Annotated in this window: 19 protein-coding genes; 8 read left to right on the top strand and 11 right to left on the bottom strand. The window is 46.0% G+C overall.

Going from position 1 to position 22029, the window contains the following annotated elements:
- Nucleotides 1–17: 17 nt before the first annotated feature.
- On the bottom strand, nt 18–788 hold the full coding sequence (locus MTR82_RS00855) for a Cof-type HAD-IIB family hydrolase (protein WP_246807403.1): 771 nt from the start codon (nt 786–788) through the stop codon (nt 18–20).
- A 284-nt stretch (nt 789–1072) separates the two neighbouring features.
- On the opposite strand from MTR82_RS00855, the gene MTR82_RS00850 reads away from it, so the two are divergent.
- Together MTR82_RS00850 and rnjA are read left to right on the top strand one after the other, a co-directional pair.
- Nucleotides 1073–1285, top strand: a complete 213-nt coding sequence (locus tag MTR82_RS00850; protein WP_052651042.1) for a DNA-dependent RNA polymerase subunit epsilon — start codon at nt 1073–1075, stop codon at nt 1283–1285.
- A 2-nt stretch (nt 1286–1287) separates the two neighbouring features.
- Entirely contained in the window at nt 1288–2955 is a 1668-nt protein-coding gene (gene rnjA / locus MTR82_RS00845; RefSeq protein WP_052651041.1) for a ribonuclease J1, read from the top strand.
- Between the two features lie 209 nt (nt 2956–3164).
- On the opposite strand, the gene MTR82_RS00840 is transcribed toward rnjA, so the two are convergent.
- Together MTR82_RS00840 and MTR82_RS00835 are read right to left on the bottom strand one after the other, a co-directional pair.
- Nucleotides 3165–3824 carry a potassium channel family protein gene (locus MTR82_RS00840; protein ID WP_052651040.1) on the bottom strand — a complete coding sequence of 220 codons (660 nt, stop codon included), beginning with the start codon at nt 3822–3824 and terminating at the stop codon, nt 3165–3167.
- 86 nt (nt 3825–3910) lie between these two features.
- On the bottom strand, nt 3911–4204 hold the full coding sequence (locus tag MTR82_RS00835; RefSeq protein ID WP_052651039.1) for a hypothetical protein: 294 nt from the start codon (nt 4202–4204) through the stop codon (nt 3911–3913).
- 299 nt (nt 4205–4503) lie between these two features.
- Between MTR82_RS00835 and MTR82_RS00830 the strand changes: the two genes are divergently transcribed.
- The 6 genes from MTR82_RS00830 to MTR82_RS00805 all read left to right on the top strand — a co-directional run bounded on the left by MTR82_RS00830 (nt 4504) and on the right by MTR82_RS00805 (nt 10142).
- On the top strand, nt 4504–5046 hold the full coding sequence (locus MTR82_RS00830) for a helix-turn-helix domain-containing protein (RefSeq protein ID WP_052651038.1): 543 nt from the start codon (nt 4504–4506) through the stop codon (nt 5044–5046).
- Between the two features lie 17 nt (nt 5047–5063).
- Nucleotides 5064–6167 (top strand): ABC transporter ATP-binding protein, encoded by a 1104-nt coding sequence (locus MTR82_RS00825; protein ID WP_052651037.1) that lies wholly within the window; start codon nt 5064–5066, stop codon nt 6165–6167.
- Nucleotides 6157–6981 carry an ABC transporter permease gene (locus tag MTR82_RS00820; protein WP_052651036.1) on the top strand — a complete coding sequence of 275 codons (825 nt, stop codon included), beginning with the start codon at nt 6157–6159 and terminating at the stop codon, nt 6979–6981. The genes MTR82_RS00825 and MTR82_RS00820 overlap by 11 nt, the downstream gene beginning before the upstream one ends.
- On the top strand, nt 6965–7765 hold the full coding sequence (locus MTR82_RS00815; protein ID WP_246807402.1) for an ABC transporter permease: 801 nt from the start codon (nt 6965–6967) through the stop codon (nt 7763–7765). Before MTR82_RS00820 ends, MTR82_RS00815 begins: the two co-directional genes overlap by 17 nt.
- Before the next feature lies 1 nt (nt 7766).
- Nucleotides 7767–8843, top strand: coding sequence for an ABC transporter substrate-binding protein (locus tag MTR82_RS00810; protein ID WP_246807401.1), 1077 nt, complete (start codon nt 7767–7769; stop codon nt 8841–8843).
- 108 nt (nt 8844–8951) lie between these two features.
- Nucleotides 8952–10142, top strand: a complete 1191-nt coding sequence (locus tag MTR82_RS00805) for an MFS transporter (RefSeq protein ID WP_246807400.1) — start codon at nt 8952–8954, stop codon at nt 10140–10142.
- Nucleotides 10143–10303: 161 nt separating this feature from the next.
- Here the strand turns inward: MTR82_RS00805 and MTR82_RS00800 are convergent, their stop codons facing one another.
- The 8 genes from MTR82_RS00800 to MTR82_RS00765 are packed head-to-tail and all read right to left on the bottom strand — an operon-like array spanning nt 10304 to nt 22019.
- Entirely contained in the window at nt 10304–12886 is a 2583-nt protein-coding gene (locus tag MTR82_RS00800; RefSeq protein WP_246807399.1) for a VWA domain-containing protein, read from the bottom strand.
- Nucleotides 12867–14600, bottom strand: coding sequence for a vWA domain-containing protein (locus tag MTR82_RS00795; RefSeq protein ID WP_246807398.1), 1734 nt, complete (start codon nt 14598–14600; stop codon nt 12867–12869). Before MTR82_RS00795 ends, MTR82_RS00800 begins: the two co-directional genes overlap by 20 nt.
- A gap of 12 nt (nt 14601–14612) precedes the next feature.
- The gene (locus tag MTR82_RS00790; protein WP_246807397.1) at nt 14613–15473 is read right to left on the bottom strand and encodes a DUF58 domain-containing protein; all 861 of its coding nucleotides are present in this window, start codon (nt 15471–15473) and stop codon (nt 14613–14615) included.
- Nucleotides 15470–16462, bottom strand: a complete 993-nt coding sequence (locus tag MTR82_RS00785; RefSeq protein ID WP_246807396.1) for an AAA family ATPase — start codon at nt 16460–16462, stop codon at nt 15470–15472. The genes MTR82_RS00790 and MTR82_RS00785 overlap by 4 nt, the downstream gene beginning before the upstream one ends.
- An 18-nt stretch (nt 16463–16480) precedes the next feature.
- Nucleotides 16481–17881, bottom strand: coding sequence for a cell envelope integrity TolA family protein (locus MTR82_RS00780; protein ID WP_246807395.1), 1401 nt, complete (start codon nt 17879–17881; stop codon nt 16481–16483).
- Between the two features lie 12 nt (nt 17882–17893).
- Complete coding sequence (locus tag MTR82_RS00775) at nt 17894–18736, bottom strand: ABC transporter permease (protein WP_246807394.1); 843 nt, start codon at nt 18734–18736, stop codon at nt 17894–17896.
- The gene (locus MTR82_RS00770; RefSeq protein ID WP_246807393.1) at nt 18733–19668 is read right to left on the bottom strand and encodes an ABC transporter ATP-binding protein; all 936 of its coding nucleotides are present in this window, start codon (nt 19666–19668) and stop codon (nt 18733–18735) included. Before MTR82_RS00770 ends, MTR82_RS00775 begins: the two co-directional genes overlap by 4 nt.
- Complete coding sequence (locus MTR82_RS00765; protein ID WP_052651025.1) at nt 19665–22019, bottom strand: nitroreductase family protein; 2355 nt, start codon at nt 22017–22019, stop codon at nt 19665–19667. Before MTR82_RS00765 ends, MTR82_RS00770 begins: the two co-directional genes overlap by 4 nt.
- Between the last annotated feature and the right edge of the window lie 10 nt (nt 22020–22029).

Raw genomic sequence — 22029 nt, 5'->3', positions numbered from 1 at the left:
TTTTTTGCTTATTCTATTTAAATTAGCTTCAAATGTTTGAATGCATTGGCGAGCCCGTCTTCATCCACATGATCCGTTACATAGGTTGCGCGCTTTTTCGTTTCTTCATGGCCGTTTGCCATCGCTACGCTAATGCCTGCCTTCTCCATCATCTGCAAATCATTCAAGCCGTCGCCAAAAGCAATTGTGTCTTCGAGGGTGTGGCCGGTTGCGCGGATTAAATGTTCAATGCCGCTCGCTTTTGTTCCGCCTTTCGGCAAGATGTCGCATGACACGCGGTGCCAACGGACAAATTGCATTTCCTTGAATGTATCATGATATTGCTGCTCTTCGTCTTCCTCACAAAAAACAAGCGCCTGGTAAATGTCATGGTCTTTATGAAAATCTTCCACCATTTCAGGATGAGGGAATTTTAAAGTTTTGATGCTTTCATCGATATCAGGATGGTAGTCAATGGATGAAACCATTTTTTTCTCATTCATGAAAACAATCGGGTGCGCGCGCTTTTCTGCAAATTCAACAATCGATGACAAAAGATCTGTATCTAGCGCTTCCCTGTGGATGCACTCATCTTCATGGACAATGTATTGGCCATTAAAAGTAATATATGTACGAATGCCCGTTTCTTTTAAAACTTTATTAATCATAAAAGGAGCCCGTCCGGTAGCGATAGCCAAATCATGTCCGTTTTCTTTCGCCTGGATCAATGCAGCTTTTGCACTTTCCGGAATTTCTTTTTTCGAATTCATCAATGTTCCATCAATATCCAATAACAATAATTTACTCATGCATCATTCTCCTATCAATTTTTTATTATAAAACAGCCCTCAATCTTTACATTTATCTGAAAATACAGTATAATGCATTTAAGGAGTGAGATAGCCATGCTGAAACTGAAACGTATGAAAAGAAGACTTCTCAGACAGCTAAACGGCATTATGAACAAAAAGAAAATCGCATAATCGGTTTAGCCCTTCTTAATAAATAAGGAGGGCTATTCTTTATTTTAAAACACGGTCATGATAATATAAAGAAAGTGAATTTAATTGAACGTGCAAAAGGAGAGCAAATTATGATTTTTAAAGTATTGTATCAAGAAAACCGTGCAGAGGTCCCAGTTCGCGAAAACACCAAGAGCCTCTATGTAGAAGCATCATCCGAGCGAGAAGTAAGATTCCACTTGAAAGACCGCAACTATAACATCGAATTTATCCAGCTGCTTGAAGGAAGCCATTTGGAATATGAACAAGCCAGCGAAAATTTCGAAGTTGAGAGCTTGGACTGACTATGAAATTTGTTAAGAATGATCAAACAGCTGTATTCGCACTCGGCGGACTAGGCGAAATCGGCAAAAATACGTATGGTGTCCAGTTCCAGGATGAAATCATTCTGATCGATGCGGGCATCAAATTTCCGGAAGACGATTTGCTCGGAATCGATTATGTTATTCCGGATTATACTTATCTCGTAAAAAACGCAGACAAAATTAAAGGCTTGTTCGTGACACACGGACATGAAGACCATATCGGCGGAATCCCTTACCTCTTGAAAAAGATCAACATTCCGGTCTATGGCGGCAAACTGGCTTTAGGCTTGCTGCGCAAGAAATTAGAAGAACATGGTTTGCTTCGCCAAACTAAAATGATTGAAATCGAAGAGGAAGATGTCATCAAATTCCGGAAAACTTCAGTCAGTTTCTTCCGTACGACCCACAGTATACCAGATGCTTTCGGAGTCGTCGTCAAAACGCCTCCCGGCAACATCGTCCATACTGGAGATTTCAAGTTCGATTTCACGCCGGTAGGCGAACCTGCCAACTTGTTGAAAATGGCTCAAATCGGAAGCGAAGGCGTGCTATGCCTGCTTTCTGATAGTACAAATGCTGAAGTTCCCGACTTCACGATGTCTGAACGCAAAGTCGGCGAGTCCATCAAGGACATTATGAGAAAAGTGGATGGCCGCTTAATTTTTGCAACATTCGCATCTAATATTTATCGCCTTCAGCAAGTGACAGACGAAGCTGTGGCTCAAGGCCGCAAAATTGCGGTATTCGGCCGAAGCATGGACAACGCGATAACAATCGGCCGTGAACTTGGCTATATTACCGCACCAGAAGATGCTTTCGTAGATACGCAAACATTGAACCGCCTGCCTGCCAATGAAGTGCTGATTCTATGTACAGGTTCCCAAGGCGAGCCGATGGCAGCTCTTTCAAGAATTGCCAACGGGACGCATCGTCAAATCCAGATCCAGCCGAATGATACGGTCGTTTTCTCGTCTTCCCCGATTCCGGGCAATACGAGCAGCGTCAACCGGACGATCAATTTGCTGTTCCGCGCCGGAGCAGATGTGATCCACGGCTCATTGAACAACGTCCATACTTCCGGACACGGTTCACAGCCGGAAAACAAATTGATGCTTCGTTTGATCAAACCAAAATTCTTTATGCCGATCCACGGCGAACACCGCATGCAAAAAATCCATGCCCAGTTAGCCGTGGATTGCGATGTGCCGCTGGAAAACACGTTCATCATGGAAAACGGCGATGTCTTGGCACTTAGCCAAAATGAAGCTTCTGTTGCCGGACGCATTCCTGCCGGAGATGTTTACATCGACGGAAGCGGCATCGGCGACATCGGCAATATCGTTCTACGCGACCGCCGTGTGCTTTCTGAAGAAGGATTGGTCATCGTTGTAGTCAGCGTTGATATGAAGAAAAACAAAATGGTATCCGGTCCGGACATCATCTCGCGCGGATTTGTCTACATGCGTGAATCCGGAACGATGATCTACGAGGCTCAGCAAATGCTGAACCGCCATTTAAACAAAAAGATCCATGGCAAAAACACTGAATGGGCTGAGCTGAAAAGCGATATCTCAGACGTGTTGGGGCCGTACCTATATGAAAAAACAAAACGCCGCCCAATGATCTTGCCGATCATCATGGAAGTCTAGAAAAGCGGAACCACCTGTTCAGCCCCGACAATCGCTGGAGGTTTTGAAGGCAATGGCATTCTTTGCCATTATCGGCAAGACCGAAGCGTCTCGTGGGGCTAGGTGCTGCAGACTGGACATCAGAAAAAAATTTCAACTATCATCAACAAAAAAAGCGTTCGTGTCAGGAATTCCTGACGCGAACGCTTTTTTTCTATTATCCTCCGTTTTCAGTTGAGGACTTTCTTTTCAAATCGGTTGATATCCGCATCCGACCCGATAATGATCAATACGTCGGCCAATTCGATTTCCATATCGGCCTGCGGCGATACTAAGATTTGGCCTTCTCTTTTAATGGCGACGATATTAATGCCGTATTTTGCGCGTATGTCTAAACCGATCAACGTTCGCCCCGCGAGCTTTTCATTGGCTTGGATCTCGGCAATGGAATGCTCATCCGATAACTCTAAGTAATCCAACACATTATTGGATAACATATTATGGGCGATTCGGATCCCCATATCCCGTTCCGGATGAACGACGTGATCCGCCCCTATTTTGTTCAACACTTTCGCATGGTAGTCATTTTGGGCTTTAACGGTGATCTTTTTGACGCCTATTTCTTTTAGCATTAATGTCGTAAGGATGCTCGCTTGGATATTTTCACCGATGGCGACAATGACATGTTCAAAATTGCGGATGCCGAGAGATTTAAGTACCGCTTCATCTGTCGTATCAGCGACAACTGCCTGCGTCGCGATGCTCGCAAATTCATCAACCCGTTCAGTATCTTTATCAATTGCCATTACATCTGCATCTTGTTCAATCAGTTCGCGGACAATGCTTCCACCGAATCGCCCGAGGCCGATGACTACAAATTCTTTCTTCATATACATCCCCCAAATTCTTTTATAGCCATTAGTTTAGCATATTCCCATCCAAAAATAGCGCTTAAAAAAAATAAACCCCCACTATGTCAGCGGGGATCCAATGGCCGTTTCGGCCGTTTTTCGCAGTATTCACAATGGATGTCGCTGCATTTTTCTTCACGCCACTCGTTGCAGCTCGAGCAATAGCTTGCGTCGAATTCGTCGTCGAAAGTCAAAGCAGACAAACACGTATGGCAATAAGTATGGACATCCATCCAATTGATAAATTGTTTATTCGCTACTAGGTAAAGACCTTGCTGGTCCTGTTTATAATTCATGATTGAAGATTTTTGGACAATACGGTTTTTAGGGTCCAGGAAAAAATTCATTTTGCCGTTCAAATTGATCACTCCCGAAAGATAGGTTACACATGGTCATCTTTTAATTATCATATCATCATATTTCAAAGTTAAAAGTGTTTTCTTTGCGTATTCACGTTTTACTCCATTTCTTTATAATAATAAAGTTTTGCGGTAAAAAGCAATGTTTAAGAAAAATTTTTTTTAAATTATTTATTATACTTGAAAAACGAACGGGTTTTTGTATAATGATAATTGCTGTTAGTAAACTTAAAGTATATTTTTACTAAACTTAATTTATTCAAAGTTTACTATTACTATATAAAACGAGGTGAAGCTGCGTGCAAATCGGAATGAAAATAAAGCGGCTGCGGCTAAAAAATGGATTGACGCAGGAAGAACTCGGTGAGCGGACAGATTTGAGCAAAGGCTTCATCTCCCAGTTGGAGCGGGATATGAATTCCCCTTCGATTGAAACGCTATTTTCGCTGCTGGAAGTTCTCGGCACGACGCCGAAGGAATTTTTTGATGACTCCGATAAAGAAGTGAAAGTTGTTTATACACCAAGCGACCATACAATCCACACGGACACGGAATCCGGCTATGAAATTGATTGGCTCATCACCACTTCCAATGAAAAGGAAATGGAGCCCGTCTATCTGACACTGGAAGAGAATGGGCAATTCAAACACTTTGAACCTTCCCTTGCCGAAACCTTCATTTATGTGCTTGAAGGCCGGGTACGCCTCGTCCTTGGAGACAACGAGTATCTTGCAAGTGCTGGAGATTCCCTTTATTATGAAGCTTCTGACCATCATCAGCTTATTAATGCCCATTCTGGAAAATCAGAAATGATCATTGTTGCCACACAATCATATTTGTAAATTTGGAGGGATACCTATTGGATACATCAATCATTCGTTTTGAAAATGTTTCGCAAATCTATGACGGGGCTGGCCCTGTCTTGAACGATGTCAGCTTTGAACTTGAAAAAGGAAAATTCTATACCCTTCTCGGCCCTTCCGGCTGCGGTAAAACGACGATCCTGCGTTTGATCGCCGGGTTTATTACACCGACCAAAGGCGATGTCTATATTGAAGGAAAAAAAGTCAATAACATTCCCGCCAACGAACGCCAAGTAAATACAGTATTCCAGGATTATGCCCTCTTTCCCCACCTTAACGTATTTGAGAATGTGGCTTTCGGGCTCCGCATCAAAAAGTTAAAAAAAGCGGAAGTTGAACGCCGTGTGAAAGAAGCTTTGGAATTCGTGAACTTAAAAGGATATGAAAATCGGGAAATCAGTGAAATGTCCGGCGGGCAGCGCCAACGCGTCGCGATTGCGCGGGCGATTGTCAATGACCCGGAAGTGATTTTGCTTGATGAACCCCTATCTGCGCTGGATCTGAAATTGCGGACCGAAATGCAGTACGAATTGCGTGAACTTCAGCAGCGCCTTGGCAAAACCTTTATTTTCGTCACACATGACCAGGAAGAAGCACTTGCCATGTCGGATGAAATTTTCGTTATGAAAGCCGGCGAGATCCAGCAAAGCGGTACGCCGATGGACATTTACGATGAGCCGATCAACCGATTCGTGGCGGATTTTATCGGCGAATCCAATATCGTCGCAGGTGAAATGATCGAAGACTACCGTGTCCGTTTTGCCAATAAAGAATTTGAGTGCGTCGACCAAGGGTTAAATCCCAATGAACAGGTTGAAATTGTCATTCGTCCGGAAGACCTTGAAATCACTTCCGTAAGCCAAGGAAAAATGGCCGTCACAGTCGATACCCAGCTATTCCGCGGCGTTCATTTTGAAATTTCCACTATTGATGAAGTCGGGAACGAATGGCTTGTACACTCCACCAAGAAAGCGGAAGTCGGCTCCCTGATCGGCTTGGATTTTGATCCGGAAGCCATTCACGTTATGCGCTTGAACGAATCCGAAGAAGCGTTTGATGCACGTCTCGAATCATATGGAGCAGAAGCCGATGAAAAGTAAAGGAGCACGCAGTTTCTATCTGATCCCCTATTATATTTGGATTGCGCTGTTTGTCATCGCGCCGATTGCATTGGTCGTCTATTACTCGTTCTTTGACCTGCAAGGAAATTTGACGCTCGAGAACTACCAGAATTTCTTTTCATCCGTCTATCTGCGGCTGACGCTGAGCTCGTTCTGGTATGCATTTCTGGTGACCTTCTTTTCGATTCTGATTGCTTATCCGACTGCCTACTGGCTGACGAAAACAAAGCATAAGCAATTGTGGCTGCTGCTGATCATTATCCCTTCATGGATCAATTTACTCTTGAAGACCTACGCCTTTATCGGAATCTTCGGCTTGTACGGCCCGGCCAATAAATTCTTGGCAGCCATCGGCATTGGCGAGCAGCAAATCCTGTTCACGGATTTCAGTTTCATTTTCGTATCGGTTTACATTTTTATTCCGTTCATGATTTTGCCGATCTTCAATTCCTTGGATAAATTGAATCCGGCGTTGATGGATGCATCACGTGACCTTGGCGCCTCATCCTGGATGACATTCAGAAAAGTGATTTTCCCGTTGACCATCAACGGCGTAAAATCCGGCGTCCAAGCCGTTTTCATCCCAGCGCTGTCGCTATTTGTCATTACGCGTTTGATCGCGGGCAATAAAGTCATCACGCTCGGTACAGCCATTGAACAGCAATTCCTGGTGACGCAAAACTGGGGGATGGGTTCAACGATTGCGGTGTTTTTAATCCTCTTCATGATCATCATTATGATGCTGACCGGGCAGCGGGAAAAAGGAGGCTCTGCAAATGGAAAAACTAAGTAAAAAAGCAAAAGTCTATTTGGCACTTGTCTTCTTTATCTTATATGCACCAATTTTTTACTTGATCTTTTATTCATTCAATAGCGGCGGAACGATGTCGAACTTCGACGGGTTTACGATGGAACATTATGCAGCAGTCTTTAACGACACGCGGCTGCTCATCATTTTGATGAATACGGTCATCATCGCTTTGCTGTCGTCATTGATTTCAACAGCGATTGGTGTTCTTGGGGCCATTGGCATTGTGTTCTTGCGAAATCGTAAAATGCGCAATGCGGTGCTGTCGCTGAACAATATTCTGATTGTCAGCCCGGACGTCATTATCGGTGCATCGTTCCTAATCCTGTTTACAATGATCGGCGTTAAGCTCGGATTCGCTTCTGTCCTGATTTCACATATCGCCTTCAGCATTCCAATCGTCGTCATCATGGTCTTGCCGAAACTGCAGGAAATGAGCAGCACGTTAATTGACGCTGCAGCAGATCTGGGTGCTACGAAACGCGATATTTTGACGCGGGTGATAATTCCCTACATCAAGCCGGGGATTTTCGCAGGATTCTTTTTAGCGTTGACCTATTCATTGGATGACTTTGCGGTTACGTTCTTTGTTACAGGAAACGGATTCTCAACGCTTTCCGTTGAAATCTATTCGATGGCGCGTGCCGGAATCACATTGACGATCAATGCACTTTCCGCCTTGATCTTTGTGATAACACTCGGCCTTGTTGTCGGCTATTACTTCTTTAACCAACGGGCACGGAATAGCATCGGAACAGGAGGCCATTAAGATGAAAAGCATAATTCAAGCTACAGTCGCGATTCTGGTCGCTTCTGCCCTGCTTCTTTACGGCGTATCCGTCCTTGAGAAAAGTTCCGCAACCACTGGCGGAGGATCGATTACCGTCTACAACTGGGGCGAATACATCGACCCCGAATTGGTCCAGCAATTTGAAGATGAAACCAATATCAATGTCGTGTACGAAACCTTCGATTCAAATGAAGCGATGATGACAAAAATCGAGCAAGGCGGCACGTCTTACGATGTCGCAATGCCTTCGGAATATGCCATTGAAAAAATGAAGGAAAATGATTTATTGATCCCGATCGATCACGAAAAAATTCCGAACTTAAAAAACATCGATCCGTATTTCCTTGACCTTCCTTTTGATCCGGGCAATGAATATTCCATCCCTTATTTCTGGGGAACTGTCGGTATCGCTTATAATCCGACTTTGCTGGAAGGCCAAACGTTCGAAAGCTGGGATGATTTATGGGACCCTACGCTGAAACAGGAAGTCATTCTGGTGGACAGTGCACGTGAAGTCATCGGAATGGGGTTGAACAGCCTTGGCTACTCCCTGAACTCGACAGATGTTTCAGAGCTCCGGGAAGCCACGGATAAACTGAAAACGCTCGGCCCGAACACAAAAGCCATTATCGGGGATGAAATCGTCGAAATGATGCGGCGCGAAGAAGCGGCTGTTGCTTTGACGTGGTCCGGACAAGCGGCAGATATGATGTGGATCAACGAAAACATCGATTATTCAGTGCCGGAGGAAGGCTCAAACTTATGGTTTGACAATATGGTCATTCCGAAGACTTCCAGCAATGTAGAAGGCGCCCATGCATTCATCAATTTCATGCTGGGAGCGGAAACGGCTGCCCAAAATGCAGATTATGTCGGGTATTCCACACCGAACCAAGCAGCGATTGAAATCATGGATCCGGAAGTGACAGGTGACGAGCGCTTCTATCCGCCTGAAGAACTTCGGGAACACCTGGAAGTGTACGAAAACTTAGGGCTGGAAATGCTCGGCATCTACAATGAATTATTTTTGGAATTCAAAATGGATATGGAAAATTAACAGGCAGCCAGCTGCCTGTTTTTTCTTTTGGCAAAAGGGTATGGTATTGAGTATCTTTGTGATAAAATTTAGGAACACGAAATATATACAGTGAAAGAAGGATACGCTATGGCCGCTAAATCAAATAAATTCGCGTTGTATGTATTGATGTTCAATATGTTTATCGCAATGAGCGGCATCGGCCTCATCATCCCGATCATGCCGGAATACCTGGCCACGTTCGGTGTCGCAGGCCAAGCACTTGGTACATTAATCGCCACTTTCGCTCTTGCTCAATTTCTTTTCTCTCCTTTATCCGGGCAATTGTCCGATAAATACGGACGCAAAAAGCTGATCATTGTCGGTTTGATCATTTTTGGGCTTTCGCAGCTTGTCTTCGGTCTCGCTTCGGATTTATGGATCCTGTACTTGGCACGTTTCTTTAGTGGCTTGGGAGCGGCTTTCCTGATTCCTCCGATGATGGCTTTCGTTGCCGATATCACCACTTTCGAAGAACGCGGCAAAGGCATGGGCCTTCTTGGTGCATCCATGTCGCTCGGCTTTATGGTCGGACCCGGCTTTGGGGGATTCCTGGCTGAAGTCAGCCTGCAATTTCCATTTTATGTGGCCACAACCGTCGCGTTACTTGCAGCAGTCATTTCCTTTATCGCATTGCCGAACGTCGCACCGACGATTCCAGCGGCTCCAGCAAAATCGGAGAACCTCTTGCAGCAATTAAAACGTTCGACCACAACTCCCTACTTCGTCATGCTATTGGTCATGCTGATTTTCGCTTTCGGATTGGCCAACTTCCAATCGACGATCGCTCTATATGTCGACAAGAAATACCAATTCACTCCGAAGGAAATTGCGGTCTTGATCACCATCGGCGGATTTGTCGGCGTCATCGTTCAAACTTTTGTCATCAATAAATTATTCAAGCGCTTCGGTGAAATGAAAGTCATCCTCGTCAACTTGCTCGTTTCTGCTGGAGCGATGATAGGGATTCTTTTTGTCAACACGTTTTGGACGATTCTTTTAGTCGCAGCTGTCTTCTTTACAGCGGCCTCGCTGCTGCGCCCGGCCATCAACACCTTGATTTCAAAGCTTGCCGGGAATGAGCAAGGATTTGCCGCTGGCATGAACAATGCGTATATGAGCCTCGGGAACATGTTCGGGCCTGCGATGGCAGGAATTCTCTTTGATATCGACCTGAGCTTCCCTTATATTTTCGGAACAGCTATTTTGATTACGTGCTTCTTTATTGCAAGCAACTGGTCAGCGAAAAAACAGCAGCTGCTCGCAACAAGCAGAAGCTAAGAAAAGCGGAAGCGCCCGTATAGATTCGAAAGGCGTAAGACAATCTGGCGAAGCGGCATCTTTTCAGCCGCATAGCCAGAGTGGCTTATGTCCCGAGAATCTGGGCGCTGGGAGTCTGGACAATAGAAAAGCGCAAGCCCATTAAAAAAGCGAAAAAGAGGTCACTCCCTCTTTTTCGCTTTTATTAATTGTTCGATTGTCTGCGGCGGTGCTTCTTGAATTGGCGAAGCGGCCGCTTTTGTTTTTTTCATCGAAGGAATCAATCGAAGGCCGAATCTGCGGATCGTAATATCCGCGAAAAATAGCAGCATCGCAAGCAGCAGCAGGAAATGCTGGATCGGCTGATTCGTCCCGCTTTCGTAGGGGATATCCCGAAGCGACTCTTCCAGCGATTCTAAAACTCTCCCTCCGCTTCTCTCAGCTATTGAAGCAAGCAAAGCGGTGTTCGGTCCACTCAGACGATATTCCTCGCCGTAAGGGATTGTCAGGCCGGTCTTATAAGCTTCCCGGTCTTCATTTCGGATGCTGAAGAAGACCAAGCCCGGATCTGCATCCAGCTTCACTTCCAATTTTCCTGGCGCCACCGGTTCACTTTGCATAGGGATTTCCATTCCTGTTTCGTCGATAACGGCCACTTCCATAATGGCCGATTGCCGAGTCGGGTCTTCAATGGTGTAGACGCCTTGCTGCTTTCGGGCCACAGTAAAGGGGATTTCATCAAACGACGGCAAAAGTTCAGAAACGGAACGGTTCCAAAACGACGGCCAATTTTTCCAAGCTTGAAAATCTCCGCTCCATGCACTGCTTCCCGACGTATAGGCAATCGTTTTGCCAAGGCCGTAATTCCACGACGCAAGCACCGGGTCCCCTTCCTCACTTTCCAAAGCGACGGAAGCTGATGGCTTAGCCGTTGTGGCAATATATGCATTCATTTGCGGCACGCCATCAGAAAACAAATCACTCCAAGGGCTGTCATAGACGATCGGATAAAACGGTTCATCTACGATATAAGTCCGGGACATCATGATTGTTTCCCTCGAAAGAATGGCCGGAATCGTCGTGGCATCCGCCACTTCATAAAACCGGCCGTTGCCGGTTGCAGCCAATTCTTCGAGCAACCTGCTGTCCGCGTCTTGTCCGATTGAAACCGTCGATAACGTAATATTGTCCTCCTTGCCGCCTTCGATCAAGCTCGTGTAATCACTCGGCGGGGATTGTCCGTCCGTCAGCAAAATAATGTGTTTCCGCTGAAGCTCCAGCCCTTCCAACTGCCCGTAAGCTTCTGACAATGAACGATAGATTTCTGTACCGCCGCCTGGCGTAACAGAAAGAATCTTATCAGCTGCCTCCTTTGGATCCGCCAGTTTTTCCGTGTCGACAATTTGCCAAGGCTGATCGTCAAATGCGATTACGCCGACTGTGTCATCTTTCCGAAGAAGTTCGACAGAACGGGCGGCCGCTTCCTTCGCCAATTCCATTTTCACGCCAGCCATGCTTCCGGAGCGGTCCATAACGATGACGAGCCCAAGAGAAGGCAGTTCGTGTTTGCCTTTGACTTCCATTTCGACCGGCAACAGCCGTTCAATCGGCGATTTAAAATAGCCGCCTAGCCCGTAGCTTTGATCTCCGCCGATCATCATGAATCCGACACCGAATTGTTTGACTGCCTGTTCGATGACTTCCATTTGCTGGCCTCCGACGGAAGTTCCGGAAACGTTGTCAAAGATGATGCCGTCATACTGCAGGATCGAAGAAAGGCTCGTCGGAAGCTCGTTGGAGTCGATAGTTGAAGTCCGGATATTTTCACGATCCAGCAAACCCGGAATCGGACTCGGAGTGCTTCCACTCACGACCAATAATTCAGGCTTCCCTTCTACTTCCGTGACACTCACCAACGAATTATTTTCCAAATAGCGGTCTTCTCCCATTTCCAATCGGGCTTCATATTTCAATAATCCTTCTTCATTTGCAGGATAGCGATAGGCAAACAAATTTTCTCCATCAACTAACTGGATGCGATGCCGGTCAAATTCTTCATCATTTTTGGAAAGAACCAGCTCCGCTTCCCGTTCTCCATCTGACTGGATGTTTAAGGAAAAGGCCTGGGATTCTCCTATAAAGGCCTTCGCAGGCGTCTCAAACGCAGTAATCGCCGCATCTTGTGAACTCGCCTGCTGGATAGGCAAGACATCAATTTGAATCCGATCACTTTGAAGCCGGTTCAGGCTTTCGAGCGCAGATGCTTTCGTTTCATTGCCATCGGAAATCAGCACGAGGCGTGTTGCCAAATCCGTATCGCCGCTATGGGCAGCAAGTTCCAAAGCTTGTGCAATATTTGTATGATCAGCCATTCCCGTACTTTGATCGAGCGGCAATGCACGCTGTTCCGGAGACACCGGCAACAGCGTCTGAAAATCTTCTGCAAACGTATAGACGCCGATATGCTGGGTATCTTTCTTTTCCGCCATGGCTGCTTCGATCGATTCCGCGATCGCCGTTTGCGCTCCTTCCATGGAAGCGGAATGGTCCATCAGGTAAATGATTTGCTGGTGTTCGGCTGGCCGGTAAATCGACGGCATGGCTAAGGCAAAAATCAATGCAGCTACTGCCGCCATGCGCAGAACAAAAACCAGCCGGAAGAAAAAACTGCCGAGTTTGAAGTTTCGAAATCCGCTATAGGCAAAGTAAATCAATGCCGGTACAAGCAGCCAAAGAAAGAGAGGTTCATCTAATCGCAATTCCACGGCGGTACACCTCCCATTCGACTAGCAGCAATAATAAGACAATGGCAATAGCCCAAGGAATCAAAGGATAATGAATCGTTTCATCCTCTTCTGATGCTTGGCCGATCGCATAAGATGCACCGGATGCCAACGTTTTTTCTTCTGAACTCAACTGCACAATCATCTGCATGGATCGGCCGTCCCCGTTCACTTCATAAACGCCGGGCTCTGCTGGGGCTATAAAAGGCCCTTCCCCTTCTAAATAAGAGCCGACATACTCTTTGCCTTTGAACAATTCCCATTCTCCTGCATCAGAAGCAAGCGGGACGGAGCGATGCTCGTTCGGCTGAAAATAGCCTAAAAAAGCTTCGCTTCCCGTCAATTCATTTGCGGCACTCCATAAGAATAATGGAAAAGAGGGATCCAGCGGCCAATTGGTCGATTGGATATCCGAAAGAATCGCAATATCGCCTTTCGGACTTAGTTGGATAAAAGGTTTTCCATCGATTTCTGCAATCGTTTCATAAGCATCAAATCCCGGGTAAAGCGCTGAAACGTAGACATTTTCCAAATCGGCATAAGTAAACAAAGGATGTGAAGTGGTTTCAATTGCTCCTGAGACTTCTGCTGCTTCGGCATCATTTCTGCCGATCAACAGAATCGGTGAATTCAAATCAAACAGTTCGGTTTGATTGGTTGCAAGCATTGAACCGGTCCGGTCTTTGAACTGCGACGGATCGGCAGCCGCCACCTCCATTCCAATGGATTCAAACCCTTTCGACACCAAGGAATGGAGCGACGAATCCACTACCACCCCTGTCGATTCTTGCTGCACAAACGAGAGCATCCGGTTATCTGCCGCATAGTCATCATTGACTTGGATTTCAGCAGTCCATAAATCTTCTGCAGGCAGGTTTTCAAACGGCACCAATCGTTCCTCTCCCGCCTGCAGCTCCAATTCCGCTTCTTTTGAAACGCCGCCAGCAGATAGCGTGACCGTCCCTTTCATCTGTTCTTCGCTTTCATTGACGACTTGCACAATCGCCCGCAGGCCTTTTTCGGATTGGGACAATCCAAATTGCCGGATGGATGCATTAGCCAATTTCTCGCTGCTAGAATGGACGACGAAAGACTGCTCTGTTTTTGACGCTAATGCTTCACGCGCAAATGCATCCGTGAAGATATGGATGACGGTCGATTCATCTTTCACTAAAGATTCCGCAAACAGGATCGTTTGGTCCATCTGGGCTTCTTCATAGTTAACCTCCAGATTTTCGATGCTTGCTAAAAGCTTTTTCTGATCCCGTTCTTCTCGGACAGCGACTTCGGGTGTTTGGCCGGTCTTAATAACCGTGACGGGTTTCCCGCCTGCTTGGCCGACCAATTCCGCCATGGCGGTTTTCTGCTGATCGAAGCGGCTTGGCGAACCGGCAAGCATAGATGCAGAAGTGTCTACTATAAAAATCAATTCATTGCCTTGGACCGTCTCTGACTCCCAATACGGTTCGATCAATCCGAAAACGCAAAGAAGCAAAGCAGCCATTTGCAGGTAAAACAGCAAATGATGCTGTAATTTTTTCAGATAGGGTGAGGCTTGAATTTCTTTCATCATTTCTTGCCAAAATAGAACAGATGAGACATTTTTATTTTGATATTTTTTCCGGAAAAAATAATAAAGGAACACAGCAAGCGGCATGATTGCTGTCCAAATCCAAATCCAATTTGCTATTCCCATGCGCCGCTCCCCCTATTCAATCCATTTTTTCCGAGCCAATTGATGAATCATAACTTGTTGGATGCCGTCTTCAATTTGGATGGGCATATAATGGACGCCGTGTTTTGCACATAGCGCTTCCAAAGCCCTATTGTGCAGTTCCCGCTTCTCCAGATAAGCCTCAATTGCCTGGCGCGTCATCGTTACATTTAAATCTGAACCGGTTTCCTCGTCAATAAGGCGCATATCCCCATCAAAATTCGGAAGCCTTTCTTCAGCAGTGGATAGATGGAGAAAACGGATATCGTGCGCGTATTTCGGCACTTGCTTAAAAAACAGTTGCCATTCTTCCAGCTCTTCCAAACCATCTGAAATAATAAAGAGAACCGTAGAATCTTTCGCACTGTAAAAACTCGCATTTTTTGCAAAAGAATGGCTTTGAGGATCGGGAAGGCTCACCATAAAATGTTCAAAGAGCTTTCTCGCCGACTTGCCTTTTTTCTTAAAAGGCGATGCTGACGCCTCCCCCGCTGAAATGCTCAACCGGTCATCCTTGCTTAATACCATTGCCCCCAATGAAAACGCCAACTGCTTTGAGAAGAGCCATTTTTCTCTCATCGATTTCGAATCATCCATTAAGATATGGACCCGCATTTCCTGTTCATCCAAATACCGTTTGATGTAAACTTTTTCCGTCCGGGCAAAGACATTCCAATCGATATGCCGAACATCGTCTCCAGGATGGTATTCCCGAAAATCCGAGAAATCGAGCGAAGACCCGAATCGGCTGGAACGGTGCGACCCTTTATGATGGCCGCGGATCTTTGCTTTCGTGGCGATGGAGTATCGGCTTAACCGCTTCGCCCAATCCCCTGGCAATTGCAGCCCACTCATTTTAATGCGCCTCTTCCGGCAGTTTCCAAAATTGTTCCGATGAGGTCATCCACCGTTTTTTCAGCCGCTTCTCCTTCATAATTCAACAAAATCCGATGCCTTAATACAGCTGGGGTAACATATTTCAAATCACCGATCGATACATGGAAACGGCCTTCCGCCAGTGCCTTCGCTTTGGCCAGTTTGATTAGGCTTTGAAGGCCCCTTGGCCCGCTGCCATATTGGACAAATTGTTTAATTTCATCAAAATGGGTATACTCCGGATTTGACTGCTGGATGATGTCGACCCCCACCATGAGGATGTCTTCCGCAATCAATACCTCTTTGACCATTTGCTGCGCTTCGATTAAAGAGGCGGTATTCATTTTCTTGACGAGCGAAACCGTTTCGGCCCCGGTTGTTCTTCGGCTAATTTCTGCCAGTTCTTCGCGGTTTGGATATGAGACGAGAATTTTGCAGAGAAAACGGTCCATCTGGGCTTCCGGCAACGGATAAGTCCCTTCCATTTCAATCGGGTTCTGCGTTGCCAAGACGAAAAACGGGCGCGCCATTCTTTTCGTCTCCCCTAAAATCGTCACCGTTTTTTCCCCCATCGCTTCGAGCAGGGCGCTTTGTGTTTTTGGCGTTGCCCGGTTGATTTCATCCGCTAAAACCATCTGATGGAAAATCGGGCCTTCCTTGAATGTGAATTGCTGCCTGCCTTCCGCATCCCTTTCGATAAGGCTCGTGCCAGTAATATCAGAAGGCATTAAATCCGGTGTAAATTGGATGCGGGAAAAACTCAAGTCCATTACGTCTGAAATTGTCCGGATCAGCATCGTCTTCCCAAGTCCAGGCAACCCTTCGAGCAACGCATGGCCATCCGCTAAAATCGCATACAAAGAAAATTCCACCGCTTGATCTTGCCCGACGATAAATTTGCCGATTTCATCCTTGACATCTTGCAGTCTATTGCTCATTTCCTTAAAATCTTCCGGTGTGTACGCCATAAATTCCCCTGCTTTCTATTATTCAGATTCAACTGTTGAGAAATACTGTTCCACGACCTTTTGCAGGTCTGGCGGCAATGCCAAACGATCGGCACTTGTAAAATAAGAATCGGTGTAGTCGCCCACTACTTCAGAATACGGACGGACCGTCCCTTTTGTAGCCGGGACAACTCCTTCTTGTTCTTCTGCAGCATTGCCTTCGCCAAGCTCTCCCTGATCGACAGTCGTTTCACTATCTCCGCCTATCCGAGAAGGGACGGTCAAAAGTTCCCGGCTTCCTTGCCCAACTCCGAATCCGGAACCTCCTTGGCCTTGACCCTGTCCTTGGCCTTGACCTTGGCCTTTCCCCTGTCCTTGGCCTTGACCTTGTCCTTGACCCTGTCCTTGGCCCTGACCTTGTCCTTGACCCTGGCCTTGGCTTTGCCCTTGTCCTTGGCCTTGTTGCTGACTCTCCCCATTGCTGCCGCTTTGAGATTCAGTATTGGCGTTGCCGCTGCTTCCGCCGGATTTGTTTTCGGATGTTGAAGAACTTTCTGTGCCTTCTGATGCTGCTCCTTCGTTATTGGAAGCTTCTGGATCTGCGGCTCCGGCAATTGTCTGTTGAAGAGGAAAACTTACGGGTTTTCCCATATTGCTTAAAACGGTCTGTGTTTTTCCCGCTTGTTCAGCGAGCTGTTTCGCTGCATTTTCAACATCCGCATGTTCCTGTTCTGCCCTTTTCCCTTCTGCAGCTAATTGCTGTTCCTGCTGGGCCATTTCCTTTTGCTTCTTGACCACTTCTTTCAGGGCTTCTTCAGCAGTTTCGCTTTGTTCCACTTTCTTTAAAACTTCTTGCAATTCCTCTTTGACGATTTCTGTTTGGGCATCCTTTTGCAGATCTGCAATTTTTTCTTTTATTTCTTCGATCACAGCTTGTTCCTTCTCAATATCTTTGGCCTGTTCCTGAAGCGTACTTGGAAACAAAAACGAGATCATCAGCAGCGATCCGGTGATCAGCGAAGCCAGCAGCCATTTTCCCTGAAACCATTGCTGCGGCTCTTTTTTGAATAATTGATAGCTGTAAGGGATGACTTCCGCAGTCTGTCTAATCAATGCTTCCGTCAGCTTGTTTTGTTCCTGTATTTTCCAAGAGGTCAATAGAAGATTATGGGGCGTAAAACGATCCAATTGTTCTACTGCTTGGCCGATTTTCGGCATGTCCTTATAGGAAAAAACAAGGCCGCCAATTAAAAAGAGGGAGCCGGCAGCATATGCATAAAATTCATAATAAGGAAGGACGAACAACCGGGAAACGAGAACGAGTAAAAATGCAGATAAAAGCCCTAGGAATAGCGCTATTTGAAAAGACCGGGTCATGTGCACGAGCTTTAACCGAACAGCAGCTTTTTTTACATAGCGGATCAATTCCCGATTGTTCATGAATATCCCTCCTTATTTGTATTTATTCATATTTACGCGCAAACGTTTAACGGCTAGCCATAGCGCGCCGGCTGTCAGCAAACTGTAAAATACCAAATAGCCGACCCATAGCGGCAGTTCGATTGCTGTCATCGTCTGGATTTCCTGGGCAAATCCCGGCTGCAATAGCGTGAGCATCACGATGGCCGGATTGATGCTTGCCCATAAATAGGAAAATGGCGAAAATGTCGGTGTGCCGGTTCCAAGCGTTGAAATTTGAATGGACAGCAGCAGAAAAAATGCTGTCACGACTGATAAAAAAATCATGGTTCCGTACGTGACGATCATCGAGACGATTGTCTTTCGGATAATGGTCGAATACATGACGCCAATGCTTCCGATGGCCAGCAGCGTCAGAAAATAGAAAAGAAAGATGACGACAATCTGGAGCGGATCAACGCCGCCGTACAAGAATACCAAACTATAGATAGGCAGTCCGGATACGATCATCAACAGCAGGAACGCGATCGATGAAGTCATTTTCCCAAAAATGATTTGAAAAGATGTTTGCGCCGTTGTCAATAAAATATTCAAGGTCTGCTTTTCTCTTTCGGTGCTGATTGTCCCTGCTGTTAAGCCGGGGGTGATGAAAAGAATCAATCCGAGCTGGATATAAGTCATCATGCTGAATAAAAGAAAACTTTCATCCGGACGGAAAAATCCGCTGCCGGTCAATGAAGTCGTCAAAAAGATGAAGCCGAAAACAAATATGCTCATCGCCATTAAATAGAAGAGAATGCCGGTGAAGCTCTTCATGCTGCGGAAACGCAATTTCACTTCTTTTATGAGTACAGGATTTGCGATGAGTGTTTTCATTTAACTTCCACTCCTTTCATAATGGCCATGAAGACATCTTCCAGATCTGTCTCTTCTTCGGCAAATGACAAAATCGGGAGCGAGCGTTCCATGGCTTGCCGCAGCAAGCGGATTTGGTCTTCTTCGGTTCCCCGGTATAAAAATTCGATGGACTGCTTTTCCGGTTTTTCAACTAATTTTGAAACAAGCGGGTCATTTTCAAAGAAAGCCATCGCTTCTTTTGCCGGCCCGGCCAGTTTTACTTTCAATACCTTTTCGCTTTGCAGATGCGCTTGGATTTCATGCACGGAACCTTGGGCGATCAATTTTCCAGCGTCAATCACGCCAATGCTGTCGCACATTTCGGCAAGTTCCGGCAAGATGTGGGATGAAATCAGGATGGTTTTGCCCATAGATTTCAATTCCTTTAAAATATCCCGCATTTCGACGCGGGCTCTTGGATCAAGCCCAGAAGCCGGTTCATCCAAAATAAGGATTTTCGGATCGTGGATCAAGGACCGGGCCAGGCATAGCCGCTGTTTCATTCCACGGGACAGCAGGTCAACGTAATCATATCGTTTATGCTCTAAATTGACGAGTTCCAACAGCTTAGGTATAAGGGCTTCACGCTCTTTCGGCGTTAATCCGTAGCTTGCCCCGTAGAAGTCCAAATACTCATTTGCTTTTAACTGATCGTAGACGCCGAAGAAATCCGGCATATAACCAATTTGTTTTCGCACTTCATGCGCATTTTTGGTAACGCTCATCCCATCGATAAAAGCGTCGCCGGCAGTCGGCTGAAGCAAAGTTGCCAAGATGGAAAACGTAGTGGACTTGCCAGCTCCGTTTGCCCCTACAAATCCAAAGACTGTGCCTTCTTCGATCGTTAAATTTAAATCCTGCAGCCCATAAAATGAACCGTATTTCTTTGTTAATCCGACGATTTCAATCACGGAGCAACCACCCCTTTCAACTTGATTTTAGGCAGCGTGATTTCAGGCGCATTGCCGTCAGTATTGGCATCGACAACAAAATTCACTACCCCTTCTTTTGAAATATAGTCGGTTAAGTTTTTTGTCAGGGCGGACTGGTTTTCTTCTATTTTTTCAAGTTCCCCTGTAGAAAGATTGCGAATGGCCACTTCGCCTTTTGTATTGCCTCTCGAAATTTCCAGTGTCTGCCACTCTGTTTTATCGAGCTGCAATGCTTTCGGCGTCTGATAAGTCATTTCAATCTGGCCGCCATCCAAATAATACAGATAAGGGTCAGGAGCAACATTTTCAAAATAAGTCGACGGATTTGCAGCTGCCACTTTTAAAGTCAATGCTTCAGCCGGCAAATCAAGTTCTCCAGTCAAAGTCGTTTCCGGGCTGAAAGGCTGCGCAACCAAATTCATCGCAGAAACGGATGCCCGCTGATCTTTAAGCGAGACCGGAACAATTGCATCTTTCGTATAGGCAATCACATAAGGCGAACTGTCATCTGCCTGCATTTGGTTATATGAGGCGGATAAAATCGTTTGCTTTCTGGCAGTTTCCAATTCCTCTTTGTCTTGGATCTGCTGATATGCGTAATTTGTGGAAATCGGCGAAATGGAGGCCAAAATATCCGATTGGACTTTTGCATTTACCGCCAATTCTTCTCCCGGATTTAAATTGCCTAAAGACATGATTCGGGTTCCTGTCCAAATGGAAACGTCTTCGAGCGCAAATGGGAAGTTATTTTTGACCGTTCCTGTCAATTGTTTGTTCTCCACTTTCAGCTGAACATCAAAATCTCCGGTATTCTCTATATACGATTGGCCTAGAATCGATCCCACTGACCAATAGCGCATATTCCGCATCGTCAATTGGTTGCCTGAAGCTTGACGCTCCAAAATCGCACCGTCTTGCGGCGACGCTTCTGAAAACTGGTTATTCAACAAGCTCGTCATAGAAGTCGAAGAAGGAGCCGTAAATTGATAATTCCCTCCTTTATTTGACAAGAGGGTATTCATGTAATAGCCATTTAATCCGCCGTCCGTGTCGACTTTAAAGAAGCCGGTCTGTTGGATTTGCGGATTGGCGATGCGGTCTTTCGCTCCTACCGCAAACAAGCCGATTGACGTAATTACAGCAATTGCCGGAATAATCACCCATGCAAGTTCACGTTTATCGCGTTTCTTCAAAAGAATATACAGCACCGGGATAATTAATACGATGTAGAAAAACACGATGGCAACTGTCCAAAATTTGGAAACCGCAAAGCTTTCGAACAGTTCATTCACATTGCCAACTTCATACGACATGTATTCCAATGTCGATTGGCCTTGGTTAAATTGTTGGTTGCTGATGGATATCGGCAATAAGCCTTCCATCATTTCCGCATACCCTTGCTGCGAACTCACTTGGCTGTCTCCAAGCGAAAAAGCAGTTTGCGTAATGGAACCTGCCCCCATTTGCTTCTTGGCTGCCAAGACAGCAGAACCTTGGGTCAATAAAGCTTCTGCCCCTTCATTCAATGAAGCTTGGAAAGCAGGAAGCTCTTTTTCAAGTCCAGGAACCGCCAATTGAACCGGCTCTCCAAGGCTCAATGGCAAATCTTCTGAGAGTTCACCCATCGCCGCTTGAATATTTTCAGTTGAACCGACAACTAGACTGCCTCCCTGTCGGACCCACTGCATAATCGCATTGCGATTTGCTTCTGGCAGATCACTGAATGAAAATTCATCAATCAGCAAATGATCAATGGTTTCCCACGCCATCGCTTCTGTCGGCAACGCAAATCGATTCATTTGATTTAAATGAAACACTTGGGTCGACTCGCTGCCCGTCGGCGCTACTTTACTCAACTGCAAAAGCCGGTCCGAGTTTTCCGTCAATGTGGCAAGAAACAGGGAAGAAGGCGAGTAGAAAGAGGGAGTCAGATTTTTATCCCCTTTAACTTCGATTTGTTTTCCATCTTCCCAACTGCCTTCATACAAGAAAATGCTGCGAGAGGCATTTCCCATCGACATCATATCGGATAATCCCGGCACTGCCACTTGGATCGTTTTGGTTTCTCCTTCGGCCAGTTCAACCGGCACGGAAATCCCAGCACCCAGACTGTAAGTTTCGCTGTACCCTAAAACTAAATCTCCTGAAAAATTATCGCCATTGTTAACTAATGTAAATTGGATAGGCACTCCGCTTTCATACTTCACCTTATTGGCAAATCCCGCTTCTGCATCGACGGAAATATTTGCAGCCGCCAAAGCAGTTTGTGGCAGGACAAAAATGAGTAGAATGATTGCGCTGGCACTGATTGCCAGCCATCGCTTGAACATATGAACCCCC

The organism is Planococcus ruber (genome assembly GCF_022819085.1).
Lineage (GTDB): Bacteria > Bacillota > Bacilli > Bacillales_A > Planococcaceae > Planococcus > Planococcus ruber.
Note: the sequence above shows the minus strand (reverse complement) of the source record. Positions and strands in the feature narration are given on the sequence as shown.